At 37.5% G+C, this 26,107-nt stretch carries 26 protein-coding genes; 10 read left to right on the top strand and 16 right to left on the bottom strand.

Annotated features, from left to right (window positions below; genetic code table 11):
- Positions 1–2 precede the first annotated feature (2 nt).
- Complete coding sequence (locus tag H7A25_06050) at positions 3–788, bottom strand: carbon-nitrogen family hydrolase (GenBank protein ID MCP5499445.1); 786 nt, start codon at positions 786–788, stop codon at positions 3–5.
- A 115-nt stretch (positions 789–903) separates the two neighbouring features.
- On the opposite strand from H7A25_06050, the gene H7A25_06045 reads away from it, so the two are divergent.
- Positions 904–1,473, top strand: coding sequence for a penicillin-binding protein activator LpoB (locus H7A25_06045; protein MCP5499444.1), 570 nt, complete (start codon positions 904–906; stop codon positions 1,471–1,473).
- A gap of 5 nt (positions 1,474–1,478) precedes the next feature.
- Entirely contained in the window at positions 1,479–2,915 is a 1,437-nt protein-coding gene (locus H7A25_06040) for a hypothetical protein (GenBank protein MCP5499443.1), read from the top strand.
- On the opposite strand, the gene H7A25_06035 is transcribed toward H7A25_06040, so the two are convergent.
- Complete coding sequence (locus tag H7A25_06035; protein ID MCP5499442.1) at positions 2,902–3,594, bottom strand: type I 3-dehydroquinate dehydratase; 693 nt, start codon at positions 3,592–3,594, stop codon at positions 2,902–2,904. The genes H7A25_06040 and H7A25_06035 overlap by 14 nt on opposite strands.
- A complete protein-coding gene (locus H7A25_06030; protein ID MCP5499441.1) occupies positions 3,576–5,255 on the bottom strand; it encodes an alpha/beta fold hydrolase in 1,680 nt (559 codons plus the stop codon). Before H7A25_06030 ends, H7A25_06035 begins: the two co-directional genes overlap by 19 nt.
- Before the next feature lie 251 nt (positions 5,256–5,506).
- On the opposite strand from H7A25_06030, the gene H7A25_06025 reads away from it, so the two are divergent.
- Positions 5,507–6,544, top strand: coding sequence for an alkaline phosphatase family protein (locus H7A25_06025; GenBank protein ID MCP5499440.1), 1,038 nt, complete (start codon positions 5,507–5,509; stop codon positions 6,542–6,544).
- A 24-nt stretch (positions 6,545–6,568) separates the two neighbouring features.
- Here the strand turns inward: H7A25_06025 and H7A25_06020 are convergent, their stop codons facing one another.
- The 4 genes from H7A25_06020 to H7A25_06005 are packed head-to-tail and all read right to left on the bottom strand — an operon-like array spanning position 6,569 to position 9,489.
- Positions 6,569–7,015, bottom strand: a complete 447-nt coding sequence (locus H7A25_06020; GenBank protein ID MCP5499439.1) for a DUF192 domain-containing protein — start codon at positions 7,013–7,015, stop codon at positions 6,569–6,571.
- A gap of 33 nt (positions 7,016–7,048) precedes the next feature.
- On the bottom strand, positions 7,049–7,819 hold the full coding sequence (locus H7A25_06015) for an enoyl-CoA hydratase/isomerase family protein (protein MCP5499438.1): 771 nt from the start codon (positions 7,817–7,819) through the stop codon (positions 7,049–7,051).
- A gap of 14 nt (positions 7,820–7,833) precedes the next feature.
- Positions 7,834–9,141, bottom strand: coding sequence for a SpoIIE family protein phosphatase (locus tag H7A25_06010; protein MCP5499437.1), 1,308 nt, complete (start codon positions 9,139–9,141; stop codon positions 7,834–7,836).
- Entirely contained in the window at positions 9,142–9,489 is a 348-nt protein-coding gene (locus H7A25_06005; protein MCP5499436.1) for a hypothetical protein, read from the bottom strand. It lies immediately after the preceding gene.
- A gap of 186 nt (positions 9,490–9,675) precedes the next feature.
- Between H7A25_06005 and H7A25_06000 the strand changes: the two genes are divergently transcribed.
- Positions 9,676–10,134 (top strand): RidA family protein, encoded by a 459-nt coding sequence (locus H7A25_06000; GenBank protein ID MCP5499435.1) that lies wholly within the window; start codon positions 9,676–9,678, stop codon positions 10,132–10,134.
- A complete protein-coding gene (locus H7A25_05995; protein MCP5499434.1) occupies positions 10,134–10,682 on the top strand; it encodes a hypothetical protein in 549 nt (182 codons plus the stop codon). Before H7A25_06000 ends, H7A25_05995 begins: the two co-directional genes overlap by 1 nt.
- Here the strand turns inward: H7A25_05995 and H7A25_05990 are convergent.
- The 7 genes from H7A25_05990 to H7A25_05960 form a co-directional block, all read right to left on the bottom strand.
- Complete coding sequence (locus H7A25_05990) at positions 10,679–10,999, bottom strand: metal-sulfur cluster assembly factor (protein MCP5499433.1); 321 nt, start codon at positions 10,997–10,999, stop codon at positions 10,679–10,681. The two genes, H7A25_05995 and H7A25_05990, sit on opposite strands and share 4 nt — an antisense overlap.
- Before the next feature lie 15 nt (positions 11,000–11,014).
- Positions 11,015–11,434 carry an iron-sulfur cluster assembly scaffold protein gene (locus H7A25_05985; protein ID MCP5499432.1) on the bottom strand — a complete coding sequence of 140 codons (420 nt, stop codon included), beginning with the start codon at positions 11,432–11,434 and terminating at the stop codon, positions 11,015–11,017.
- Entirely contained in the window at positions 11,418–12,659 is a 1,242-nt protein-coding gene (locus H7A25_05980) for a cysteine desulfurase (protein ID MCP5499431.1), read from the bottom strand. Before H7A25_05980 ends, H7A25_05985 begins: the two co-directional genes overlap by 17 nt.
- Before the next feature lies 1 nt (position 12,660).
- Entirely contained in the window at positions 12,661–12,972 is a 312-nt protein-coding gene (locus tag H7A25_05975; protein MCP5499430.1) for a non-heme iron oxygenase ferredoxin subunit, read from the bottom strand.
- A gap of 1 nt (position 12,973) precedes the next feature.
- Entirely contained in the window at positions 12,974–14,203 is a 1,230-nt protein-coding gene (locus H7A25_05970; GenBank protein ID MCP5499429.1) for a SufD family Fe-S cluster assembly protein, read from the bottom strand.
- A gap of 10 nt (positions 14,204–14,213) precedes the next feature.
- Entirely contained in the window at positions 14,214–14,951 is a 738-nt protein-coding gene (gene sufC, locus H7A25_05965; GenBank protein ID MCP5499428.1) for a Fe-S cluster assembly ATPase SufC, read from the bottom strand.
- Between the two features lie 82 nt (positions 14,952–15,033).
- Positions 15,034–16,281 carry an EAL domain-containing protein gene (locus H7A25_05960; protein MCP5499427.1) on the bottom strand — a complete coding sequence of 416 codons (1,248 nt, stop codon included), beginning with the start codon at positions 16,279–16,281 and terminating at the stop codon, positions 15,034–15,036.
- A 278-nt stretch (positions 16,282–16,559) separates the two neighbouring features.
- Here H7A25_05960 and H7A25_05955 point away from each other — a divergent pair, with 278 nt between their 5' ends.
- From H7A25_05955 to H7A25_05935, 5 genes are all read left to right on the top strand, one after another.
- Entirely contained in the window at positions 16,560–18,005 is a 1,446-nt protein-coding gene (locus H7A25_05955) for an HDOD domain-containing protein (GenBank protein MCP5499426.1), read from the top strand.
- Between the two features lies 1 nt (position 18,006).
- Positions 18,007–19,449, top strand: a complete 1,443-nt coding sequence (locus H7A25_05950; protein MCP5499425.1) for an aldehyde dehydrogenase family protein — start codon at positions 18,007–18,009, stop codon at positions 19,447–19,449.
- 11 nt (positions 19,450–19,460) lie between these two features.
- Positions 19,461–20,933, top strand: a complete 1,473-nt coding sequence (locus H7A25_05945) for a PAS domain-containing protein (protein ID MCP5499424.1) — start codon at positions 19,461–19,463, stop codon at positions 20,931–20,933.
- Positions 20,934–21,188: 255 nt separating this feature from the next.
- Entirely contained in the window at positions 21,189–22,829 is a 1,641-nt protein-coding gene (locus tag H7A25_05940) for a hypothetical protein (GenBank protein MCP5499423.1), read from the top strand.
- Positions 22,830–25,214 (top strand): DUF2339 domain-containing protein, encoded by a 2,385-nt coding sequence (locus tag H7A25_05935; protein ID MCP5499422.1) that lies wholly within the window; start codon positions 22,830–22,832, stop codon positions 25,212–25,214. It begins immediately after the preceding gene.
- Between the two features lie 53 nt (positions 25,215–25,267).
- Here H7A25_05935 and H7A25_05930 read toward each other — a convergent pair whose 3' ends face one another.
- Both H7A25_05930 and H7A25_05925 read right to left on the bottom strand, forming a co-directional pair.
- A complete protein-coding gene (locus tag H7A25_05930) occupies positions 25,268–25,834 on the bottom strand; it encodes a hypothetical protein (protein MCP5499421.1) in 567 nt (188 codons plus the stop codon).
- Positions 25,749–26,096, bottom strand: coding sequence for a hypothetical protein (locus tag H7A25_05925; GenBank protein ID MCP5499420.1), 348 nt, complete (start codon positions 26,094–26,096; stop codon positions 25,749–25,751). Before H7A25_05925 ends, H7A25_05930 begins: the two co-directional genes overlap by 86 nt.
- Between the last annotated feature and the right edge of the window lie 11 nt (positions 26,097–26,107).

Here is a 26,107-nt window from a genome sequence, read left to right as displayed (position 1 = left end):
GTTCACCAGGGATTATGCACGGGCTTTCTATCTTTTAAGAAGGGAAACTTGTTCCGATAGAATTGAAGAGTTTCTTTGGAGATTTCAACGATAAAAATTTCCTCTCTGCCGGTATCCTGTATCAAATTTTTTCCGAAGGGATCATATAGAGAGGTATGTCCCGGAAAATTTTTTACATTGCGCTTGCCGGTATTTCCTACCCGGTTTACTCCGAGCACAAAAGCCTGGTTTTCTATAGCCCTCGCTTTTAAAAGTGTATCCCAGTGTTCAATTCTTTCATCCGGCCAGTTGGCAATTAAAAGGTACAGATCCGTTTGTCCCGCACTTCTTCGGAAAATTTCCGGAAACCGCAGGTCGTAGCAAATCAGCAGACTGAGAGAAAAACCTTTATAGTCAAAACAGCAAAGCTCTTCTCCGGCTGTATAAAACTTTTCTTCGCCTACAAAAGAAAAAGGATGGTTTTTCAGGTAATGCTTGACTTCTCCATTCGGAAAAAAAAAGGAAAAGGTATTTAAAGGGGCCTTTTCTCCATTTTCCTGTATCCAACCACCTCCTACAGCAGCCTTTTTTGCTTCTGCCAGCTTTTTTAAGAAAGTCTCCGCCCTGGCTCCGCGGGGTTCTGCCAGCCTGCGACTATTCATAGTATAACCACTAAGAAAGGTTTCCGGGAAAAGGATCATGTCGACGTCTTGTAATTCGTTCAGAAGTTTTTCCATTCTCCCCAGGTTTTCATCCGGTTTTTCCCAGAGAATGTCGGGTTGAACAGCGGCAATTCTTAAAGTTTCCATTCACCCATACAAGAAGTATTTTTCTGAAAAGACAAGATTTTTTCTTGAAACCTGTTTGAAAAAATCGGTAATTTAGAAATATACTGCAACTAATATAGATAAAAGGAAAATCGGAATGAAATATCTATCCTTACTTTTTTTACTCTTCAGTCTTATTGTTTCCTGTAGTTCAGGAGCAAAGCGCTTAAATGAAAAGAAAGACCTGGTAGCCGATAGCGGAAGCCTAACCAGACTTGAAATGGAGGAGGCTGCTGTCAAATTAGCCTCTTCTATATCCAAACATTTTAAGAAAAATAAACCGGCAGCCGGGGTTTTTGTAGAGCTCTTACGCACTAAAAATGAAACTACAGAAGAAATACCTACTGATATTTTTGATAATGCACTTGTAAATACTTTACTGGCCAAAGGGATTTACACAGTTCGTTCGGAAAATCTGAAAGAAGCACTCGAAAAACTAAAGCAAGATCAGGAATTAGGAGGAAATCTTTCAGCCGGTGAACTAAAATCTCCTAATTATTTTATAAAAACCCAGATAGATGAATCCGTTTTTAGACAGGATGGTGACAAAATCGTAGAGCAGGTGATAAACGTTGAGCTTCGAAGTGTAGAAACCACTCTTGTAGCCTGGTCAGATAAGGTCGCCTTTCGTAAAAAAGCCAGGAGCAATTCGGGTGTAGGCTGGTAAATACTTTGAAAATCTTTCTATCTCTTTTTGTTCTACCTCTTTTTGTTTCCTGTTCCGCTTCTTATCAGGAAAGGATTGCAAAGACCGAAACAGCTTTTTATTCGGGAAATTATGAAGAAGCGATACCTGATATACGCGAAATTGTGCAGGATTCGGAAAACAAGGACAGGCTTTTATATCTTATGGAAGCAGGAATCATTTTTCATACCAAGGGTGATTATGAAAAAAGCGTAATTGTTTTTGAACAGGCAGAAGCCATTGCGGATACTTTACAGGTCAGTGCACTTCGACAGGGTCTATCTTTTGTTATGAGTGATGAAGAAGCAAATTTCCGGGGAGAAGACTTCGAAAGAGTTCTGATAAAGTTTTATCTGGGATTAAACAAGTTGATGCTGAAAGACCATGAGGCTTCCAAAAGATACTTTAAAAAAGTCGAATATGAGCTAAAAGAGATGAAATTTTCAACAGCCAGTTACAGACAAAATCTTTTAGCAAGGTATATAAACGCAATTGTTTCTGAATACCTCGGTAAATATAACGATGCCAGAGTGCAATATAAGCTTATCAGTCAATTAAACCCGGAATATAAAAAAGTATTAGGAGACCGTTACATTCTGGCTCTTAAAGAGAAAGACCTTGCCGATCAGAAGGAATTTGCGGAGGGTCAAAACTATATAGAAGCCTATGATGCCGGTATGCAGCCCATTCCGTACAGAGAAGGGCTTGCGGAAGTAATCATAATACATCAAGCCGGTAAGTCTGCGGTGAAGGTCTCGAGAGGACGATTATTTGAAGATAAGGTTTTCGGACCCATGTTGCGTTCTGCCATAGAGGGTTCCCTTCGTATGGGAGGAACGGGTCTAAGTCTCGGGGGAGTGACTGCCATGTTTGCAACGGCTGAAAACCCGATTCCCAAATATGAAACAAGAGATACGGCTTCTGCAAGAGAAGGAGAAGTATATATAAATGGGACCTCACTCGGTAAAACTACAGTTCTAAACAATTACTCGGAAACGGCTATAGCCAGTTTCGAAGAAAATTATTCAGAAATTGTAGCAAAGAATGTGGCTTCTATTGCAACCAAGTTTGTGGCCTCTGCTGCTACTGCCTATGCAGCCAAAGAAGCGTTTAAAATGTCAAAAAGCAAAGGCGGAAAGAATAAGCGGGACGGAGCTGCTATGGCCGGTCTGGAGCTTGCCGGAGAAGTGGTGGGTCTCGCTGCCGGGCTTGTAGTTTCGGCCACTATGTCGACTACCATAAAACCGGATTTGCGTTGTTGGAGGTTAATACCTTCTAATTTCCAGGTAAAGCGAATCTTTATTGAGCCGGGGACATACCAGTTTAGCCTGAGAAATATGGGAGCAACTGTATCCAATTCACCTTCAGTAACAGAAACGGTAGAGGCGGGTAAACCTACTTTTCTAAGTTTTAGAACTTTCTAATTTTCTGATATAGTTCTATGGATACCTGTCCCGGTGCTTTCGGTTCACCGAGGCAGGCGTAGGTGAAAACAGAAGAAAACTTTTCCGGAAAAATTCTTGCCATCATCCCCAGTTCTCCCATTGAAATAGCGGCTATCTTTTTCTCGAGAGATAGTTGTTTTACCCCCGAAAAGAATTCATAAAACTCAGAAATGTTCCTGGCTTTAACTGCAAACTTATATACAATGCTTCTTCCCCGGATCGCTTCTCTTTCAGAGAGAAGTGTCTGCATTTCCGACAGGGTAATGGCTCTCTCAAAATTGTGATAGGAATAAATAAAGCTATACTTTTCCCCTTTGAAATCGTCAAAGAAGGATTCTTTCAGATTCAGCTCCAGATCGAGATAATTCCTTTCACTATCATTGTCTTTTAAAAGAGACAAAACATCTTCCAGTTTTAAATCCCGGTTTCCCTCTAAGCTGGAATCAGCAGGAACTCTATAGGTAAAGATAAGAGGTTTTTTAATATTTTTTAATATACTCGTAAGTTCTTTTTTGATAAAATCTGTTGAACAGAGGTCAAAACGCACTTCAAGTATATCAACAGATTCTAAATTATAAGTATTTAATATTTTAAGTTCTTCTTCGGAAAGGCTGAGAACTAAAAGAGCCCGGGCTTTTTTTATAAAGCCCGGATCCACTCGTCCACACCTTTGCAGATTTTTTTCACAGTAGGCATGTGAAACACGATTCCTAAGTGCCCCTGTTCGTATTTTACTGTTACCTTATTTTTTGTATTAAAATATTGCAGGTCTTCTTCTAGAATTTCTGCCGGCACAATGGCATCCACCGTTCCTACTACAGAATACAGGGGAAGACGAAAATTTCGTTGTTCAGCGGTATAATTAATTCTACCATCATAAGAAAGAAAAGCCTTCTCACTGCTGAGCTGAGAACGAATAAACTGAAGGATAACCTTGGTAGACTCTTCACAAAAAACATCTTCAATTAAAAAATACCACTCGGAAGGAGAGATCTGTTTGTAGCCCACAAAGTCTTTTATGTTTACAACCTTGGTTCCGATGGTAAAGGAAAACTGACGTAAGGAAGAATGCATATTTAAGAGAAATTTAAAGAACTTATTTAAGTCGATTGTTGTAAAGGCAGTGTGCACAGATGTGGTGGTAAAATTTATAAGAAAATCAAGTAAGAAATTAGGCGGAATCATATTCACACCTTTCTTAAGAGTATCAAAACCCATGAAGTTAGACTTGAGAGTAATATAATTCGGGGAAGTAATGGATACGATTCCTTCGATATACTTTTCCGGATCGGGAAGCGTTGCATCTCTTTTGATACGGCGTATAATATTATAGCTTGAAGTATAAAAGCGAGGAATCATGCCTCCCATACTGTGACCGACTACTACCAGTCTATCATCCGGATGATGTTCCTTTATCCATTTTAGTACAGCCGGGAAATCATCCTGTACATAATCATCTACCGTCCAACCATCGCGTATTCCGTGGGGAGGAAGGGTCTGTCTCGAACGTCCCCTCATATCCATGGAAAAAACTTTATATCCATAACTAAGGCACATCTCTCTTGCAAGCTTATCCATAACAGAACGCCGGCAGAAGAAACCCGGTATCATAAGAAGAACTATATTGGTATCATTCTGCTTTTCAGGTATGAAGCGCTTTAAGCTGACCGAGTAGCCGTTCGTGGTGGGAACAATGAAACTTGCATCGAGACGGTAATTTTTCTTATAGCTGTGTGAGCGAAAGATAATAGAGGTAACAGGTTCCTGTTGATGGGGAATCTTCGTATAGAACAGATAGCGGGACATAGAATTCGAATCTGATTTTTCTATGTTCTTTCTTGCCATATAGGCGTCCTGATTTCCATCCAACTCCTTTGCTACAACAAATTCAATTACCTCAAAAAGAGAACTTAATTGTCGTATAACTTCTCTTCTTTGCAGGTGATTGAGAGGATCTTTACGAATTCCCCAGAGAACACCGATGGGATTATCTTTTACAAAAAGTGGTAGACCTACTGCATAGTTCATAGTAGGAGTTCTGAGAGACTCCATGTTTTCGTGCATTTTCTCATCACGGATATTGAGAAATTCTATTTCGGGTCTGTGTCCGGCTGTAAAATCAATGATAGCTTTTTGCAGGATCTTTGTGGTAATGTTTAGCTCATCTCCAATAGGAGTGGGTTTGGCTTTGGAATTAAACTCCTCTACCGATTTGTCGCCTTTTTTATCAGCAATTTCTCTTAGTTTAAAAAAGGTGGAAGAGGCAACTACTTTTGTATCCGTATTTTGAATGACTTCAAACATGGAATAATGAAACATGGGTTGTTCATCAGATAGGCGAAGAGCCACCATCTTATTTACAAAAGAAGACCATACCTGTTCGAGAAATTTATAGATGGAATTTGGAACCGGGAAAATAAAAATCTCTTCCTGATTCACCATAAATTCACTGTGTATCCTCGCACTGGGTTTAATTAAAGTCTTCTTCATGATCTGCCCCTATCAATTATTTTACTGTATATCCATTATAAGGTAAGGTAATTTTCATAGAAAAAAATGAAGGTGTAGCTATGAAATATATCAGGAAATCTTTTCGTTCAATCTCTTATATAATTCCATTATACTTTATACTGGGATTCACATCTTCTATCCGAACTCATCCGAGAGTGGACAAACTGCTTTTCTTTTCCTGCTTTCAGCAAAAGAAAGCTGTAGACTTAGCTTCGTATATTTTTTTAGAAAAACCGGATATTTACCTTTTTTTGGGAGACAATGTCTATCCAGAAGGAGAGAATCTTGAAGCTTTAAGTCTGGCCTACAAGCAGCTAAACATCCACCCTTTCTGGAAAGGATTAAAAAAGAGAGAAGCTAAAATGTTTGCCATCTGGGATGACCATGATTACGGAATCAATGATGGAGGAGCGGAAAATCCGTTTCAGGAAGCATCCAAAGAACTTTTTTTAGAAACATTTTCATTTCCACCAAAACATCCTCTTCGAAATCGGAAAGGCTTATACTACTCAGAGGTTTTTGGAGAAGGACAGGAAAAACTTAGAATTATTTTTTTAGATACCAGAACCTTCCGAACTCCTTTAAAAAAAGGACCTCTTTTTTTTCGATTCTTCTCTCCTTATATAGAAAATTGGGAAACGGGAGCTACTTTTTTAGGAAATAAACAGTGGGAATGGCTGGAATCGGAGCTTCAAAAAGAAGAGGCGTTTTTGCTTCTCATTTCCGGAATTCAGGTTTTGCCCTATGAACATCATTTTGAACGCTGGGAAAACTTTCCTCTCGAAAGACTCAGGCTTTTAAACCTTCTGGAAAAATACCAAAAAAGAAACCTTCTTATTTTGAGCGGAGACAGGCATTTTGCTGAAATTTCCCGTTTTGAAAATCAGAATGGTTTTCGGTTTTTGGAACTAACTTCGAGTTCTTTAAATAAGCCCTATGGCGATTACGTAGTTTCAGATAATCGATATCGATTAGGAAATTATTATTCCGGAGAAAATTATGGAACTATTCAATTTGATTGGAAAAGACAAAAGCTTACCGGAGAACTCAAGAAGAAAGGAGCAGGTGTAATCAATCGAATTATTCTGAATTACTAATCAACCTGCCCCGTAAAAAGGTACTTAATACGCCCTGATTCCATCGGGAATATTCAGAACAGCTCCTTTTTTAATACCATTTCTATCATACCAACCCTGGTTCACTTCGAGTGCATACATAGCTTTCCCGGAAGATGGATAAACTTCATTGGTTTGCAGGGGTCGCATGTCCATGGTTTCAAATAGAATCCTGTCCTTCCCGAAATAGGCAATGGACAGGGGCAGGTAAGTATTTTTCATCCAGAAAGTTCTGTATTCTTCTGTAGGAAAGATAAATAGCATTCCTGTATTTTCCTCCATAGTTTCCCGAAACATAAGCCCCGTTTGTCTGGCTTCGGGGCTGGCTGCTATTTCTACTCGCAGTCTTTTTCCGCCTATGGAAATATCCAGAAGTGGATTTCGCAGAATATGCTCCGGAACTAAATGAAGTGGAAGAAAGAATAAAAGAAAATAGAGAATTCGCTTTTTCATAATTTTTAGTTTACCTGAATTATTATTTCGTTCTTAGAAATTGGGCGCTCTTTTTTCTAAAAACGCACTTAAGCCCTCTTTTGCTTCCTCTTTTTGAAATAGTGCAGCAAAACTAACTTTTTCCTGGTAAAGCCCTTCTTCCATACTCAGATCCAGTCCTCTATTGATTACATTTTTTGCTTCTCGAGTTGCTATCGGACCTCTTTTTAAGATGGAAGCGGCATACTTCTCACAGGTTTCCATTAAAGCTTCCGGACTGACAAGAGCATTGGCAATTCCCATTTGATAAGCATCTTCTGCGGAATACATTTCTCCCGATAAGACCACTTCCATAGCTTTTCCTTTTCCTACCAGTCTTCCCAACCTCTGAGTTCCTCCGAATCCGGGGATTAAACCAAGACTCACTTCCGGAAGTCCAACTTTGGCCTTTTCGGAGAGAACTCTCATATCACAGGCAAGAGCCAATTCCAGGCCTCCTCCAAGAGCAAAACCATTTATCCCGGCAATAGAAATGAGTGGAGAATGCTCGATTTTTCTAAAAACGGATTGGCCGAGATTGGAAAATACATAGGCTTCTTCTGCTTTGAAATTTTTCATCCTTGCAATATCGGCACCTGCAACAAAGGACTTTCCACTTCCTGTAAGGATAAATAATCTCATGTTAGCATCAGATTCCAGATACTCCACACATTTTTCCAGCTCTTTTAAGACCTCTTCATTTAAAGCGTTTAAAGCTTCCGGTCTATTTATTTCTACTATACTATACTTTTCTTTTTTTTCTATCTTCAGAAATTGAAATTCCATATGGTTCCTCTTATTTATTCTATCTCAAATATTAAAAACATTGCATCATCGGTGAAATCACTATTACCCTGGAAACTGAGTACATCCAGTAGCACATTCCTTTTTATTTCAGCTAAACTTAAATGATTATAAGCATTCAGTATTTTTAAGAGACCTTCAGCCCCGAGTTGTTCTTCTTTATTATTCATACACTCAATAATACCATCCGTATACAAAAAGAAACGATCCCCGGAATTTAATGCAAATTGAAAGCAGTCGGCTACAGGTTCTCGAATTTTAAAACCCAGAAGGGTTCCCAGAGTTTTTATCTCTCTAAACTCCCCCTCTTTCGGACAATAGAGAATATAAGGATGACCTGCATTGGCAATTAAAATCTCATTTTCATGGAAATTTAAGAACATGTAAATAGCTGTAGCATGGTAGCTATTAAAATCAGAATATAATTTATCATCAAGGTACGTCAAAAATCTGTCCGGTGTGAGTTTTAAAATATAGGGCATATTCGATACCATTACTTTTAGAATGGCTGCTACCATGGCAGAAGAAATTCCATGACCGGCAACATCTGTAAGAAATATACCCACATTTCCTTCTCTCAACTGAATAAAGTCGTAAAAGTCTCCACCAATGTGTTTATGGGTTTTCCGAAACACTTCAAAGCGCAGACGATTGAGTTTACGATTAGCCGGGAAAAGACACTCCTGGACATTCCTTGCGAGCTTTATATCTTTCTGCAAGGAAATTTTTTCTTTAAATAATTGTATATAAGATATAACCGCATTTTTTCTGGAGTCATAAACCAAAAATGCAATAAAGCCTGATGCAGAAAAGATAATAAAATTAAATATTACTTCGTTCCATAATATTTTTAAGTTATAAAAATGAAGATTAATAAAGTAAAATATTAGGAAAACTAAAAAAGATGATAAACTGGAAATTATAATACTATTTTTATCCAGACGGGTAGCCTGCATGATGATTACCAGGCAAAAAACGATATAGTATCCATTATTGCTGAATAAATTCTCTCTATAAATTACATTAAAATCAAGTGAATAAAAATAGTAATGCAATAGAACAATCAAGTAAATAGAAGAAGAATATAAAATCGGTTTTAGGTTTCTATTTCCCTTGCTGAAGATAAAACCAAAAAAACGAACAAAACTATAACCGATAGTTAAAAAAATTAAAGAAGGGCTGTGTTCAATTGGAAAAAGAAATAAAGAAGGATAGAAAAGGAAATGCAGGTAAAACCCTATTTTTACTCCTAATCTATCAAGACTAACCTCTTTTTCTTTAAATAATTTTTCTTCTAGAAGCATTTATCTCTGAGTTCCCCGGTGCAAAGCAGAATGATAAACAATCTCGGAACCATTTAAACGAATATAGAGATTCTCTCCAGATTGAAGAAATTTATCCAAATAAGAAACAAGTTTTTGGGCCTCTTCACTATTTTTCTTTCGAAAAAAAAATGGGTAAGACTGGGATTTATAATTGTAAGGGAAACGATCCGAAACTAGAAGAGTCACCCTGTAATGATCTTTTCTACTTTCTATAACAATATGACTAACATTTTTCCTGTTAATCACCCTTTCCGTAATATCCAATCCCCAGGGATGGACTTGTATTCTCTCCTGAGCAAAGCTCAATTCTCCTAAAACAAGGACAATGAAGAAGTAAAAAGCTATTATAGAACGAAAGTTCACAATTCCAAAAAAACTTATATCCATGATAAATGCAAGGAAAGAATAGAACTTAGATTATCAATTTTTTTGTAGGGGCCTTAGTTACATTGAAATGTTTCATCTAACAGAAATTATAATTGTAAGATTGCCTTGGAATAAAATCCTTGTGATATGTCTTTTGAAAAAAGGATTTTGGAACTGGGACTTAATCTACCTGATGCACCGAAAGCTATCGCTTCGTACATACCCGCTCAAAAATCAGGAAATTTACTTTTTACTTCCGGGCAACTACCTGTAAGAAATGGTGAAATGCTCTCCAAAGGCCCTATACGTGCCGGGATGGATTTGAATCCAGCGTTTGAAGCCAGTAAACAGGCCTGCTTAAATGCACTTTCAGCTGCAAAAGCCCTGCTGGGAACCCTCGATAAAGTGGAAAAAGTTTTAAAAATGAATGTTTTCGTTGCCTCAGAGCCTTCCTTTACCGAGCAACACCTCGTTGCAAATTCGGCCAGTGAACTTTTACAATTAATTTTTGGAGAAGATGGAAGACATGCAAGAGCTGCGGTAGGAGTTTCCAGCCTCCCTTTAAACGCCAGCCTGGAGTTAGAATTGATCCTGTTATTGAAGTAATGAAGAATCTTGCTCTGTTTTTTAGCCTTTTTTATCTCTCTATAGTCGGTTGGTTCAGGGCTTCTATTTTTGCAGTTAAATCTTTTTTCACTTTCTGGTGGAAAAAAAGTATTTTAGAGCAGATTTCCATTGCTTCTATGATAATCCAGGTTTATTTCACTTTTAAGCAATGGATAAGCTACGAGGTTAATTTTTTAAACATAAAAGAAACCATTTATATTTCAACCAATGTAAACTTACTTTTTTTCATGATAGCCATTTCTCTTCCGCTTTTGCATTTTTTCTGGAACCATACCTGGTTTAAACATTATTACGTTTTCTCCCAGATCTTTCTGAGTCTGCTGTTTATTGCCGGTTTTTTGTTTCCCAGACCCATTTTTACAGATATGCTTTTAAAAACCGATTACAGAATTAATAATTACGCCTATTTTTTTGCCGGAATTTGCCTTGTGAATCTTTTTCTGGCTATCTGGAGGTATTATTCTTCCAGACCGGAGCCTTCCGGTTCTAACTCGGACAAACCAAAAGAAATCCCTGAAAAATCTTAAAATATTCCCATATCCATTCTGGCTTCTTCGGAGGCCATGGTTCTTGGATCCCAGGGAGGAGACCAGACAACTTCCACTTCCACTTCCTCGATTTCCTCCAATCGTAAAACCTCATTTTCTATAGATGTTTTCAGGTAAGGGCCGGCCGGACAGCCCATACTGGTAAGAGTCATGTCTATAAAAGCTTTTTTTCCTTCGACGCGAATTTCATAAATCAAACCCAGATCCACCAAAGAAATATATAATTCCGGGTCTTCTATAGGTTTTATAGCTTCAAAAACTTTCTTTTCCAGTTCCCCTGTAGGTTCTATTAGCATATTATATCTCCATTTCTACGTATGAAATACTTCTTCTATAGTTTCCCAGGCCAAAAAAACACAACGATGCCGATTCAAATAAGGCCTGGCCGTAAGCAGGGCCCGAAACCGGGAGAGCTCCAGGTCGAGTTCCAGCCTGTTTGAAAAATAAGCTTTCAAATTTTTACTTATCTCGTTTAGTTCCTTAAAAGTTTTTCCAATAGATTCCCGGCAAAGAATCTCTCCGGAAACCGTGCAGAGCATACAGGCCTCTGCCTGAAATGAGGCATCGATTATTCTATTTTCGAGAAGTGTAAAATAAACGGTTATTTCATCACCACAAAGCTGATTCTTTTTCGAGCTGAAGTGAGTATAGCTTTCCATTGCTTTTCTATATACCAGATTCTTATAAATATCTAATAAAGAATCAGAATAAAGCTTACTTTCTAAGGACACGGCCGAAGATCTCCTTCACCGTTTTTAAACCATGAATAAAGGCATCTATATCTTCAAGGGTATTGTACAGATAGAAACTCAATCTGGCCGTACCGGATATTTTGCATTTCTTCATAAAAGGCTGACAGCAATGATGTCCCACTCGAATGGCAATTCCCTGTTCGTCTAAAATACTACCCACATCATGCGGATGAACCCCTTCCATATTAAAGGAAATGACCCCTCCTCTTTTAGAAAGATCTTCCACTCCGTATAATTCAATTCCTCCGAACTTATAAAGTTCTTCGAGGGCATATTGGGTAAGTTTTTGCTCATGTTTTTGAATATTTTCAAGTCCAACCGCCTCAAGATAGTCAATCGCCTCGGCAAAAGCAATAACTCCGGCTATATTAGGCGTTCCGGCTTCCAGTTTAGCGGGAAGGTCGGCATAGGTAGAACGGTCTTTTTCTACATCGAGTATCATATCTCCCCCTCCCATCCAGGGGGACATTCTTTCCAACACATTTTCTTTTCCGTAAAGAACTCCCACACCGGTTGGACCGAGCATCTTATGGGCAGAAAAAGCATAAAAATCTATATCCAATTCCTGAACATTCACCGGTATGTGACAGACTCCCTGGGCTCCGTCTAAAAGGACTTTGGCTCCAACGGAATGAGCTTTTTTTACGACCGTTTTAATGTCATGCATGGTTCCGGTAACATTGGACATCTGAGATATAGCTACCAGTTTGGTTCGATAGTTGATAATTTCATCTAATTGACTGTAATCCAGACTTGAATCTTCTTTTAAGGGTATAAACCGTAAGACGGCTCCTTTTTCTTTTGCCAGCATGTGCCAGGGAACGAGGTTGGAATGGTGTTCGAGTTCATTCAAAACGATTTCATCGCCCCGACCGATATTCTCCCTTCCCCAGGCCTGAGCTACCATATTGATGCTTTCGGTGGCATTTCTTGTAAAAATAATAACCTTTGCACAGCGAGCATTTATGAAGTCGGCAACTTTAATCCTCGTTTTTTCGTAGAGTTCGGTCGCTTTTTGGGATAGATAATAAATTCCGCGGTGAATATTCGCATTTTCCTCTTTGTAATACCGATCCAGGGCATCGATAACCTGAAAAGGTTTCTGGGAACTGGCTGCACTATCGAGAAAAACCAGAGGTTTTCCGTTCATTTTGGTAGAAAGAATAGGGAAATCGGTTCTCAGTCTGTAAGGGTCAAGACTCATATTAATCCTCCAGGTCTACTTCAATATCGGTTCTATTCACCCGAACCGGGAAAAGTTTTATGGGTTCTGTAGCCGGCATACAGAGAGCTTCTCCAGTTTTTAAGTCAAACTGGGCAAAATGTCTGGGACAGGTCAGGATACAATCGTCGAGTTCCCCTTCTGAAATGGGTTCTCCATCATGAGTGCAGACATCTTCAAAAGCAATATAGGTATCTGTGTTTTTAAAAATGCCAACACGAAAAAATTTTGTTTCCACAATTTTCATTTTTATATCTTCAAAATCTGTTGTCTCTGCCAGTTTTACAAATGCCATTTCATCTACCCTTAGAGTTCAATTTTTCGAGTAAGGACTCAAGTATATCGGAGGAAATTTTTTCATTCGGAATTTTGTCGGTTATAGAAGCTAAAAATCCCTCCAGTATCAGGGCGCGGGCTTCTTCTTCATTGAGTCCTCTCGACATTAAGTAAAATAATTCCTCTTCTTTTATCTCTCCCATAGTAGCACCATGAGAGCAACTCACATCTTCCGAAAAAACTTCCAGACAGGGAATGGATTCAGCACGGGCTTTTGGGTCCAAAATCAGGTTATTATTTAATTGACTGGCCTGTACATGTTTTAAGCCGGCAGGAATCCAGAGCTTTCCGGTAAAAATATGGTGCGACTTATCCCGCACGACTGCCTTCATCAAAAGCTTGCTTGTTGTATAACTTTTCAGATGACGAATACTGAATTCCACATCCTGCACTTCGCGTTGTATGGTGCCAATCGCAGCAAAAGAAAAAATATTTGCCCCTTCTCCCCTGAGGTCCGAATCAAAAAAGGTTTTCCCTCTATATCCATCCAGGTTAAAGTAGGAAAGATTTAAATGGGAATTTTGTTCCTGGGAAGAATAAAAGGTTTTAAAGTGAAAGCTTGAATCGGAAAGTTGTTCTAAGCTTATGAAGTCTATATTAGCAGAATCTTCTAAGAAAAGAGCCGTAAAAGGACAGTAAAGTTCTAAATCTTCATTCGCAGGAAGTCTGGTTTCTTCTTTCACTACTGCTTTCGCAAACTTTCCAATTTTAATGATATTTAAAGGAAGAAAGGGGGCTTCGGAATGATTTTCCAAAATTGAAAAAATACCGGCTATATGATTCTTTTCAGAAAGTTCCAAAAAACAGGTCGAGGTGAAAAAACTAAAATTAAGTAAGCTAAAAAAACTCTCCGAATAGTATTCCAGAAGAAAATCGAGTTTTTTCCTAAGAAATTCTTCTTCTCCGGGATTCAATTCAGAGAACCTTTTCAGACAATTTCCTCTGTTTTCCGTAAAATAAGTTTCTGAATACTTCCAGTGCTGGATCAACTTTTCCAGTTTTAAGTTAGATAAGGAAAGCTTCCTCCAGGATTCCAGGCTTGCATTAGGAATCGGAACCCTTTGTAAAACATGAAAAGCATTTCTTCGGAATTCTTTCAACCAGAAAGGTTCCTTTATCTCTTCCGTTCTTTGAAAGAGAACTGCTAATTCAGCATGTAAGGAAGGATTTTTTAGGGTTGCTGTACTCATCCGGGTCTCCTTATTTACTCACCCAATCGTAACCTTTTTCTTCCAATTCAAGAGCCAGATGTTTATCGCCACTCATGACAATTTTTCCATCTACAAAAACGTGGATAAAATCAGGAATCACATAATTCAGCATCCTCTGGTAGTGGGTAATGAGAAGAAGAGCATTATTTTCATTTTTATAACGGTTAATGCCTTCACAGACCTGCTTTAAAGCGTCTATGTCCAGACCGGAATCCAGCTCATCGAGTATACTGAGCGAGGGTTGTAGGAGACTGAGTTGTAAAATTTCATTCCGCTTTTTTTCTCCACCGGAAAAACCATCATTCACATAACGGGAAGTAAATGATTTGTCCATGTGCAAGGCCTCCATTGCTTCGTTCAGTTCTTTACGAAACTCTCGAACCGGTATGTCAGCACCCCTTTTGGCTCGTAAAATGGTTCGCAGGAAATTGGCTACATTGACTCCGGGGATGGCCGTAGGATATTGAAAGCTTAAGAAAATACCTTTTTTAGCCCTTTCATCGGTGCTGAGAGAAAGTATGGACTCACCTTTAAAAAGAATATCACCTCCTGTAATCTTATAAGAAGGATGTCCCAGGATAATATTGGAAAGGGTACTCTTGCCGGAACCGTTTTTCCCCATAATAGCGTGGGTCTCTCCCGCCTGAATCTCTAAATTGACCCCTTTTAAAATTTCCTTACCCTCTATATTCGCATGTAGGTTAACAATCTTCAGTAATTCTGGCAAAACTCCCTCCCGAACAACTTATATTTTTTAGAATCATTCTAATTATTAGACTTTTATACTGGCTTATCGTGACAAGCTTTTCTTAGCATTTAACTTTTGCGATTAGAATTAAATTCGCATTTAAGTTAAACGTGAAAATCACATATTGGAGCTGATGTTCCATATCATAAAATGGCTTGGTTACCCCCCATTTCTTTTTAAAATAATATGCCTCGGCCTTATGTCTCATGAAATAGGGTTTCCAGGCGTAATTATTCCCAATATGTTTAAAATCTTCTTCCCAGGAGTTATCTTCTTTATGAACATAACTGGGAGATAACTGGTAGCCGTGCATATCAACCAGAAAAACCTCAAGAATACCGGATGGTAAACTCGGAAGAATTTTTTCTACCCGGGATACATGAACCTGACTGGTTTCTGTCTCTAAAATTTCAATAGATTCCAGAACTGAACTCAGGTGATCCACCAGATCCTGTTGAGTAGAATAATCCTCTACGAGCTCCAGGAAACGTATTCCACCAAATTTTTCCAAAATAATGCTTAAATCATCAGCAAAGAGGGAAGTGTTCTGAAACTCCGACATGGCCTTGGAAAAATAAAAACCCTGAAGAAGGTTTGCTCCCATGGAAAGGGCCAGGGTTAACTCTTTTTCGGTTTCTATTCCCTCAAATAAAAGCTCACTCCCGAGTTTTAAAGACATTTCTGAAATAGCATCTAAAACGTGCCGAAAAGAAGTTCGGTTCAGGCTTTCTCGCATAATTCTTATGTCTACTTTGATGATATCCGGGTGTATATAACCTATTCTTTCCAGATTAGAAAACCCTGCTCCCATATCATCAATGGCAATTTTAAAACCATAATTGCGGAAAATGTTTACCATCATCAGAAGTCTTTCGGTCTTTCCATCGAATTCATCTTCCGTAATTTCAATTACTATATTTTTCCTGTCAATCTCATACTTCTCAATAAGCTGAATCAGGTGGAAACGTCCGGGGTCTAAAAGCTCATCCTGGTGCACACTGGAGAGAATATTAGGCATAAAATTAAAAAAGAGTTTGGTATTATTGCCGGAATTCTTCAGGTATTTAATGGCTTTTTCCCGAATAATCCTATCCACCTGGACTTTTTGGGTAAGATTAAAACGCTTTCCGTGAAAATAAGGACCTAAAGAAAGAAATTGATCATGGGTTATCGAGTAAAGCCTTCCCAATACCTCATATCCCAGTATTTTGCGATTGATAGCGTTCACTATAGGCTGGTAATGAGGAACATACAACTCTTCGTTGATGATGCTGTTTAAAGATTCAGGTATAAAATTTTCAAGATCCATTCTTTCCATTTCAGGGTTATTCATAAGGAGAATATTTTCCACTTTTATTTCTAAAATAGGATGCTGTAAAAGACTATTTTTTGATTGCTTTTCTTTTACCATTCCCGATATTTTATGGAAACCTACGAAAAAAAAATCCTTTTCTTTTGGAATATATATTATAAAAGTAAATAATCATAGAACTGATAAAAAATTATAGATTCCTGATTTCTGGAAAAAAAGATGTGTTACAGGCACACGGGAATTTTTAAGTGGGTTAAGTTTTTTTGAAAACTAAAATGATTGAACTGAAGAGTTTAAGTAACAGAATTCTTTCTGGTGAAAAAATAGAGTTAATCTATAGCTTTATCACCGATCTGGACTATCAGGATTTATTCTGTTTAACTCAGTATGTTATGGTAGCTCTGGAAAGAGCCTACCTTATCGAAGCAGTATTCATGGTTTTAAAAGAAATCCTCGTTAATTCCAACCGCGCCAATGCAAAAAGAGTTTTTTTCGGTCAGAAAAATCTGGATATAAATTCCCGTGAAGATTACGAAGAAGGAATTTCCCTTTTCAAGAAAGTAGTACTTGAAGAGTGGAAGTCTTTTCAGCCTTTATTAGAAAATTCAGATTTTTACATCAAACTTATCATCCACAGGAAAAATAATTGCCTTCATTTTCAAATAGCGAACAATTCAGAACTGATCGAAATCGAAAAAGATAGGATTCATTCCCGGATCCTCGCTTCAGACAAATATGATGATATTATCACTGCTTACCGGGAAGTGGCTGACTACCAGGAAAGTGCGGGCCTCGGGATCGTGATGATGATTCTATTCTTAAGAAGTATTCATCTTTCGAAAGATAATTTAAAAATCCACTCCGAAAACGGTCATACGACTACATTTTTATCTATTCCGGAAGTTATCATTCCGCAGGAAGTAAGCAACAAAGTCTTAGAATATATCTATACCGGTCTCGGACAGATTTACTGTTTACCGGACTCTCTACAGTCTATTTTGGAAACTCAAGATCCGGTAGAATTTCGGACTCAAGTCAAAGCAGGACTTCAAAAAAATATATCCTTCATGATTGAAGCTTTTCGCTATTTAAAAGATCCGGGCTCTATTAGAAATCTGGATGATATTATAAACTCATATGATGAACAAGAGCTACGAAAGATTATTCGGAACCTTATAAGCGTTCCCTGCTCTCATGAGATAGGACAGGAACTGGAAAAAGAATATGAACATGGTCTGAGATCTGCTTTCATCTCAAAGGAAATTGGCCGCAAAGTTGGAATTCCCAACCTGGATCTCTTATTTATTGGCTCTTTAATACATGACATGGGAAAATTAATTCTAATTTCATTAGAGGGACACGCATTAACAAAAATCCACGAATTGACCAAACCTTCTCCAAATTCTCGTTTTGTGGAAGAAGTCAGTATCGGAATGGGACACGACTACATTGGTTTTAAATTAGCGAAGAAGTGGAATTTCCCTCCCGAATTGGTTTCTATGATTTACTATCATCAGAAAAATGTGTCCTCAAAGGAGGCTTTCGCTGATTATGTAGAAATTGTTTATCTATCTAATATGCTTGTTAATTACTATGAGAAAAAGATCGATTATCTTGCTATAGATAAAGATATTTTATTAAAATATAATATTCCCTCCATCGAAGTACTTGATGAATACCTTGAGGAGTTAGATAAAGAGTTTCGAACAGAATTTTCTTGAAATGGAGAACTCTCTTCAAAAAGTTTCAATATTCTCTAAGGGCTTATGGCAAGAAGCCAAATCCTACTTTCCTATCTCGAACCCGTATTCCGGAGAAATTATTGCAAAAGTAGCAGATACAAAAGACGAAGAAGCAGACGAGCTAATTCAAGTAGCACAGGATGCCTTTGATGATTATAAAAATCTTCCCGCTTTTGAACGTTCTGAAATATTATATAAGCTATCTCGTATATTCGAAGAGAAAAAAGAACTTTTTTCAGAAATAATTAGTATCGAAACAGCAAAGCCTTTACGTTATGCAAAAGGAGAAATAGATCGTTGTATTCAAACTTACCGTTTTTCGGCAGAAGAAGCAAAACAGATTCGGGGAGAAACCATTCCCATGGATGCAGCGAAAGGTGGAAATGGACGCCTGGGCTTTACAATCCGGGAACCTATCGGACTTGTTGGTGCCATTACACCTTTTAATTTTCCTTTCAACCTGGTGGCTCACAAAGTCGGCCCGGCACTTGCCGCCGGTAATACGATTATTTTAAAACCTTCCGAACAGGGAAGCTTATCTGCACTTGCTTTGATAGAAGCTTTGAAGAAAGCCGGTCTTCCTCCCGGAGTAGTCCAATTAGCACCCGGAAGAGGAGATGTTATCGGAAAAAAGTTGGTGGAATCTGATTTAATTCAAAAGATTTCATTTACCGGAAGTTTGAGAGTGGGTAAGGAAATCCAGAAAAAAGCTGGTTTTAAAAAACTTACCCTGGAATTGGGTTCGGACTCTTCCCTTATTCTGGATGAAAATATAGAATTCAGTCCGAGTTTGATGGAGAAGATTGTGAGTGGTGCTTTTGCTTATTCCGGACAGGTTTGTATTTCGATTCAAAAGTTGCATCTACCGAGAAAAAGATTTGAGGAATTTTTAAATCTACTCTGTGGAAGGATAGAAAAACTTGTTTATGGAGATCCACTTAAGGAAGAAACCGAAATCTCATCTTTAATTTCAATAAAAGAAGCTGAGAGGATCCAAAACTGGATGGAAGAAAGTATTCAAAAGGGAGCCAATTTACATATCGGAGGAAAACTTAAAACGAATACCATAATGGAGGCCACTGTATTCAGTAATGTACCAAATTCTTGTCGTATATACTGCGAAGAAGCATTTGGACCTATTCTGATAATTGAAACTTATGATAGTTTAGATGAAGCCATTCAAAAAGTTAATCGCTCTGCTTACGGACTGCAATGCGGTTTTTTCTCTAATAATTTCTCCCATATATTGAAAGTTATCAAAACAATTAAAGTATTTGGAATTCATATCAATGATGTTCCTACATTTCGAGTAGATCATATGCCATACGGTGGGATAAAGAATAGTGGCTTTGGTAAAGAGGGTATACGGTATGCTATCAGGGAAATGATGCAGGAAAAATTCATAAGTTTTAAGGAATATTAGTTCACAAACAGATGGATAATAACTTGGAAAACATAGAAAATTTTCATAACTATCAGCAATATGATTTTTTATTAGAAACCATTTCCGATGTAATCTGGGCTTATGATCTCGAAAAACAGGTATTCTCATTTGTTAGCCCCTCAATCGAAAAAATTTTAGGTTATAGTCCTGAAAATTTTTTAAAATTTTCTCTTTCAGATATTATTCCTATCAAATATTCAAAAAAGATTATATCCCGTTTTAAAAAATACCATGAGTATTTACAAAATAATAAGAAAAAATTAGAATATACAGACGTTCTTCAGGTCCTACACAATGATGGAACTGTTAGATGGATAGAAGTTATATCCTCTTTTAAAAAAAATAAATACACTTCAAGACCTGAAGCCATTGGAACCTTTCGAGATATAACAGAGAGAAAAAAACAAGAATTAGAAATGAGCCGTATGAGACTTTTAATAAATGATGCAGCAAAATTAACCCGTATGGGTGCCTGGGAATATAATGCACAGAATAATTTATATACAGTTTCTCCTGAGTGGTTAGAATTATACGGTCTAAGAAAGGATGAATTTAGCGGAAAAATTGAAGAAATTTTTCAGATGATTCACCCCGAAGACTTAGAGAAAGTTAAAGAACTTTCCTATAAGGCTTTTGTTGAAAAAAAAACAATTCCCGTTACTTTTCGAATCATTCGTTCAGATGGAGAAATACGATACTTGAGAAGTTTCGGTGAGGTAGAATTTGATGAAAGTGGAAAACTTTACCGAATGCTTGGATTTGCCCAGGACATTACTGAGCAAAAACTAAATGAACGAAACATTCACAATGCTTTGCACGAAAAATCTTTATTACTACAGGAACTATATCATAGAACCAGAAATAACTTACAAGTTATTAGCTCTTTGTTACATTTACAATGCTTGTATTCAGATTCTGAAGAATCAAGAAATGAACTCATAGAAGCAGAAAATCGAATTTATGTATTTTCATTGATTCAAAAAAAAATGTATCAATCTCAAAGTCTTTCCAAAATAAACGTCAAGGATTATATAAATGAATTGTTAAATTACTTATTTGAAAGCTATAACGTACAATCGGATAAAATTAAAGTTGAATCTAATATAGAAAATATTGATATACTAATTGATATCGCTACTCCACTCAGTCTGGTATTAAATGAATTATTTACGAATGTGCTAAAACATGCCTTCCCCGACAGGAACGGGACTCTGTTTATAGACTTAATTAAGAAAAATGAAGTTATTTTTGTCACAGTTAGAGATGATGGAATAGGAGTACCGAATAACTTTGATTTTTCTAATATTCCCTCTTTCGGTATGAATACAATCTTTAATCTTGTAAAGAAACAACTTTATGGAAATATTCAGTTTTTCTCTGAGAATGGCTTACACTGCTCTTTCAATTTCCGTTCAGGACTTTACAAGGAAAGATTAAAAAATGACTGGTTTTTAAAGAAGTAATAATAAATTTTCTAATATATTTCATACCCTGATATAAGTTCCTAAAAATCCAAATCAGATTTTGAACTATTTTTTATCCTGACAGTAATCGAAATATTGATTTCCCTATTGACATAAAAATTCCCTCCCGTTATACTCATACTCATTAATACACAGGGGTTTGATATGCAAAAACGAAAAGCTGCAAAAGAAGTCTTTCTCGAACAGCAATCAAAAGCGATGGAAGATACGTTTGAGGAATACGACGAGGCACCGATGCCGGAACCAATGCCCGCTACAGAAGAACCATATTATCAGCAAGCTATGATGGATATGCCTGCTTCGGTAAACGAAAATATCGCTTATTCACCCGCACCCGGCGGTGCTGCGGATTTCAGACTTAGAAATGACATTGAAGAAAAACGTGAAGAGAGGAAACCCATGCCCAGAAAACAAAACTATCTCCCTGACTCAGGAATTAAATCATCCGAAGAATTACAATTAGAAAAAGAACCGATTCGAGTTCGGATTACAGGCAGATGGTTTTGGAGAAGAGTCATAGTTCCTCCCAATGCCTATGTGGTTCATACACGAATTCATAGAAAAGAACCCGTTACACTCGGCCTTGGAATTTCCTTTCGTTATAATCCTCGCACCGATGCCTATTTAGTTATCCCCGCTGCCATGCAAACCATAGGTGTAGTGGCCAACTGCATTAGCAAAGAAAAACAGGGAATTAATATATTAGCCTATGTGCAATGGCAAATTGATGATTTTTCTATAGCCTATAAAAAATTAGACCTGAGTAATTCTAACGATCCATTAGGAATTGTGAATGCACAGTTACGCGAGCAGGCTGAGGCCGCAATTAAAGATAAAATTGCAACGATGAGTGTGGAAGAGGTGCTAACCGATAAAGCTCCTGTGATTGAAGAATTAACTTCTCGTTTAAGCCGAGTAGCCGAAGGAAAAGAAGGTCTGGGAATAAAAATTATAACTGTACAAATCAGAGAAGCCCTTGTTAGTTCGGCCTCTCTCTGGAATGATTTGCAGAGCCCCTATCGTAATGAACAGAAAAAGAAAGCCCGCATCAGTCAATTAGAAATGGATAATGAAATTCATAAGAAAGAAGCGGAAACAAGACAGTTAAAAGAAACAAGAGCAGCCGAAACAAATTTGGAAATTGAAAAAACAAAGCAGGAAAAAGAAACTGAAGCTACACAACTCCGTCTCAGGGAAGATTCCAAGCGGCATGAAGACATAAAGAAAAACGAACAACATAAACTAAAGCTTGAAGAAGAAACCATTACCGCAAAAAAGGAAATGGAAAACAGGTTAAAAAGTAGAGAAAAAGAAATTGAACTAAAACGTAGTCTTGAAGAACTAAAACAACAAGAAGTAAAAGAACAGGAAGAAAAACGTGCAGAAACAGAACGTGAGCTTTTTGTCATAGAAGAAAACCGCAGACTCGAAAAAATTAGGCAAGAAGCAGACTTAGAAAAACTCGAAAGAGAAAAAATTCTACACGAAAAAAACTTGGATTTTGAAAAATTCAAAACAAATTTACTGAAAGACTTAGAACTACTGCAATTAAACCTGAACCTTGAAAAAGAAAAACTCTCAAAAGATGTAGAATTTGAATTCAAGCGCAAAGAAAATGAGCTTAATTATCAATACGAAGAATTAATGGCCAGGGCAGAGAACCTAAAACAAGATGCCCGAAATAAAGTGAATGCAGAACAGTTAACCCTAAGACTGATTAAAGAATTACCCCGCATTGCAGAAAACATGCCTGAAATCAAGGAATTTAGAGTATTACAAACAGATAAAACAGATCCTCTTTTTGATAATATGGCATCGTTTATACAAAAAACCCTGAGCTATATACAGGCTCTAAAAGTAAAAGACGAGGCGTAGATGGAAGCTGTATATTTTGTAGTTTTATTTATCTTTTTTGTAATTCTTCTTTTTATGATAAGCCAACTAAAAGAGGAAATACGAAAACAAAGGGAACAATTAAGGGATATTGAAACCCTGCTCAAAAAAAATGGAGTCTCTATTCCAAAAGAAGAAAAAACGGAAACAAGAAAAGTTCCGGAAGCCAAAATATACAGCCCTCCTTCAGAAGAACCTGTGAGAGCAAAACCACCTGCAGGGCTTGTTAGTTTAAAAGCTGAAGCTACTCCTCAAGAAGAAAAACTTGAAGAGAAACAACCTGAGGTAATAGAAAAATCTGTCTCAAGAGAACCTGTATTCTTTAAGCAGGAAATTTTGGAAGAGAAACCGGAAACCGGTAGTAAAGCTTTATCTAAAATAAAAAGTTGGATATTATACGGACAGGAAGAAGTTCCGGTAGGTTCGGTGGAATATGCAGTAGCTACCACCTGGCTTTTACGCATAGGAATCATTGCGATTGTAAGTGCCCTGGTCTATGTTTTGAATTGGAGTATTGAACGAAACCTTATAGGTCCCTCAGCAAGGCTACTCATAGGTCTTCTTTCTGCTTCCGCGATGCTTTTAGGAGGTATTAAGCTCATTAATAAAAAATACCATCTGATAGCTCAAGGGCTATTGGGTGGAGGTATCGCGACCTTTTACTTTAGCACCTATGCAGCCGGACACTTTTATCAAATGATTCCCGTAGGTCTGGAATTTCTCTTCATGGCATTGATTACAGTAGGAGCGGGGGTAGTTTCGGTCTATACTAATTCTATGCTGGTAGCGATTTTTGGAATTATCGGAGGCTTTTTTACACCCATCCTTTTAAGCACCGGCAATGCCAACCTTCCGACTCTTTATACGTATATGTTACTTCTGAACATTGGAATTTTGAGTATCGCCCATTTTAAAAATTGGAGACTTTTAAATTACCTCGCATTTTTCTTTACCTATCTTTTGTATGCGGGAGGAAGCCATCAGAATCAAAAGGAAAATTTCATTTTAAATATGGTTTTCTTGTGTATCTTTTTTCTAATACACTCTGCTCTTGCGTATTATTACAAAATTCTAAAAAAAGAAAAAAGCACTACCCTGGAAATCATCCATCTTATCAGCAATGCCTTTCTATTTTTTATTCTCGCTTATTCCCATATTAACCATCTCTACGGAAGTAAATATCCCTCTATTGTCAGTAATATTTTAGGAATATACTACATAGCTCATGTCTACTTCTTTTATAAGAAAAATATAGAAGATAAAGCACTTTCACTTTCTCTCTTAGGTCTGGCTGTTTTTTTTACCGGCTTAACTCTGCCTTTATTCCTGGAAGAAAGAGCTTTAACCTTTGCCTGGGCCCTGTTTTCTGCTATTCTCCTCTGGCTTGGAAAAAAACTTGGAAGCTCCTTTCTCTCTACCTTATCTTATATTTCTTATACAATCCTTGGCTTTCGCACTTTTTTTCTCGACCTTCCGGCAAGCTTTGATACTCTACCCGGTAATTACTGGCAGGGTTTTATCGGCAGAATGCTCGGAACCGGTTCGAGTATCCTTTCTTATTTCCTTGGCTTGTATCTTGAACACAAACAATACGGGGAAACAATTTTTGATAACAAAAATGATTTACATACTCTAAAAAAACTGGAAGGTAGGGGGAAACCCATTCTATTCTGGATGGGAATCATTGCTTTTTTCTTATTCTTAAACGCTGAGTTCGATGCTTTCTTTATAAATTCTTCTGTAAAAGAATTATTTATAACTTCCACCTGGTGTATTTTTGGTTTCCTTATATACTTCTATTTTACAGCTACAAAGAATCCTTTATTTTCCGCTATCGGTATTCTACTACTTATTCTTGTATTATTTCGCTTTACAGTTCTTTTCTTTTCCGTCTGGTTCGGAGAGGGGATGGGAATGTATAAGGGTGAATATACTTTCTTTGAATTTATCCTGCGCTGGTTTACTTTTTTCGTAATAGCTTTCAGTATATTCAACTTTCGAAGATTTACTTCTTCAGATTCTAAAGTACGACCATCCTACTTTGCTGTAATCGGTCTTTTATTTTTATTCCAATTTTTATCTCTAGAAGTAAGGCAGTTTTTTGAACATTTCATGCCTCGCTTGCAAAAAGGTGCGGTGAGTGTTTTGTGGTCGGTCTATGCCATTTCCTGTATTACCTACGGAATTCAAAAAAAAGAAAAAGCTCTTCGCTACACAGGACTTGCCCTCTTTTTAGTAGTAGTTTTAAAAGTTTTCTTTGTCGACCTGGCCAGAATGGATGCGATTGTTCGAATATTCGCTTTTTTAATTTTAGGAGGACTCTTAATTTTCGGTTCTTTCTTATATATACGTTCAGAAAAAGAGTAAATTTAATCTCAGGGAGTTTGAACTTCTTCCCTGAGATTCTTTATTGAATATATTTATTCTTCTTCCGAGGAGACTCCCCTTCTTCCCGGAGTACAGATATTCATTTTTGATTTATTAATGAACTCCGCAATCTCTTTTGCGTAAGCACTTCCGGGAAATTTCTCCAGTAAAGGACCTGTTCTATTTTTTATTTTTCCTTTTAAAGAATACAGATACTTGTAAATTTCCCTGATTTCCTGGATATCCGACTTCTTAAACCCATTACGCTTCAAACCGATAACGTTTAAGCCGGAAAATTCATTTGGTCTTTCATGTTCGGATATGGCAAAGGGAGGTACATCTTTGGTGAAGGCTGCTACACCGGCCGTCATGACAAAGCGACCGATATGCACAAACTGATGAAAACCTGCTCTGGCACCAAGAACAACATGGTCTGCAATTTCTACGTGCCCGGCAATACCAACGCTTGCAATAATAGAATGATTACCAATCATAACATCATGACCGATATGAGTGGCAGCCATGATATAGACACTATCTCCGATTACCGTCTGATGTTCGGAATGAGGAGTTCCTGCATGTATGCTGGTATGTTCCCGAACAATAGTCTTTTTTTCCAATCTTCAATTTTCCTTCATACTCCAGGTATTTCAGATCCTGAGCCGGGCCACCTATTATATTAAATGGATATATTTCAGCTTCCTCTTCTATAGTTGTAAACCCGGAAACCATTACATTTTGAGCAATTTTCACACCGTCTTTCAGTACAACATTGGGACCTATAACGGAATAGGCTCCAATCGAAACACCACTCCCTATTTTCGCTCCATCTTCCACTATAGCACTGGGGTGAATTCCTTCTTTAAAGAAAAATTCTTTCATTTCTATCCCTT

The organism is Leptospiraceae bacterium (genome assembly GCA_024233835.1).
Lineage (GTDB): Bacteria > Spirochaetota > Leptospiria > Leptospirales > Leptospiraceae > JACKPC01.
The sequence above is the reverse complement of the archived record's forward strand: the minus strand, read 5'-3'. Positions and strand labels throughout refer to the sequence as shown.

Bases quoted from the DNA above. Each gene is read 5' to 3' on its own strand.
- H7A25_06050 (MCP5499445.1), bottom strand. From the start codon at position 788: ATGGAAACTTTAAGAATTGCCGCTGTTCAACCCGACATTCTCTGGGAA.
- H7A25_06045 (MCP5499444.1), top strand. From the start codon at position 904: ATGAAATATCTATCCTTACTTTTTTTACTCTTCAGTCTTATTGTTTCC.
- H7A25_06030 (MCP5499441.1), bottom strand. From the start codon at position 5,255: ATGTTTCATTATTCCATGTTTGAAGTCATTCAAAATACGGATACAAAA.
- H7A25_06025 (MCP5499440.1), top strand. From the start codon at position 5,507: ATGAAATATATCAGGAAATCTTTTCGTTCAATCTCTTATATAATTCCA.
- H7A25_06020 (MCP5499439.1), bottom strand. From the start codon at position 7,015: ATGAAAAAGCGAATTCTCTATTTTCTTTTATTCTTTCTTCCACTTCAT.
- H7A25_06015 (MCP5499438.1), bottom strand. From the start codon at position 7,819: ATGGAATTTCAATTTCTGAAGATAGAAAAAAAAGAAAAGTATAGTATA.
- H7A25_06010 (MCP5499437.1), bottom strand. From the start codon at position 9,141: ATGCTTCTAGAAGAAAAATTATTTAAAGAAAAAGAGGTTAGTCTTGAT.
- H7A25_06000 (MCP5499435.1), top strand. From the start codon at position 9,676: ATGTCTTTTGAAAAAAGGATTTTGGAACTGGGACTTAATCTACCTGAT.
- H7A25_05995 (MCP5499434.1), top strand. From the start codon at position 10,134: ATGAAGAATCTTGCTCTGTTTTTTAGCCTTTTTTATCTCTCTATAGTC.
- H7A25_05990 (MCP5499433.1), bottom strand. From the start codon at position 10,999: ATGCTAATAGAACCTACAGGGGAACTGGAAAAGAAAGTTTTTGAAGCT.
- H7A25_05980 (MCP5499431.1), bottom strand. From the start codon at position 12,659: ATGAGTCTTGACCCTTACAGACTGAGAACCGATTTCCCTATTCTTTCT.
- H7A25_05975 (MCP5499430.1), bottom strand. From the start codon at position 12,972: ATGGCATTTGTAAAACTGGCAGAGACAACAGATTTTGAAGATATAAAA.
- H7A25_05970 (MCP5499429.1), bottom strand. From the start codon at position 14,203: ATGAGTACAGCAACCCTAAAAAATCCTTCCTTACATGCTGAATTAGCA.
- H7A25_05960 (MCP5499427.1), bottom strand. From the start codon at position 16,281: ATGGATCTTGAAAATTTTATACCTGAATCTTTAAACAGCATCATCAAC.
- H7A25_05955 (MCP5499426.1), top strand. From the start codon at position 16,560: ATGATTGAACTGAAGAGTTTAAGTAACAGAATTCTTTCTGGTGAAAAA.
- H7A25_05950 (MCP5499425.1), top strand. From the start codon at position 18,007: ATGGAGAACTCTCTTCAAAAAGTTTCAATATTCTCTAAGGGCTTATGG.
- H7A25_05945 (MCP5499424.1), top strand. From the start codon at position 19,461: ATGGATAATAACTTGGAAAACATAGAAAATTTTCATAACTATCAGCAA.
- H7A25_05940 (MCP5499423.1), top strand. From the start codon at position 21,189: ATGCCGGAACCAATGCCCGCTACAGAAGAACCATATTATCAGCAAGCT.
- H7A25_05935 (MCP5499422.1), top strand. From the start codon at position 22,830: ATGGAAGCTGTATATTTTGTAGTTTTATTTATCTTTTTTGTAATTCTT.
- H7A25_05925 (MCP5499420.1), bottom strand. From the start codon at position 26,096: ATGAAAGAATTTTTCTTTAAAGAAGGAATTCACCCCAGTGCTATAGTG.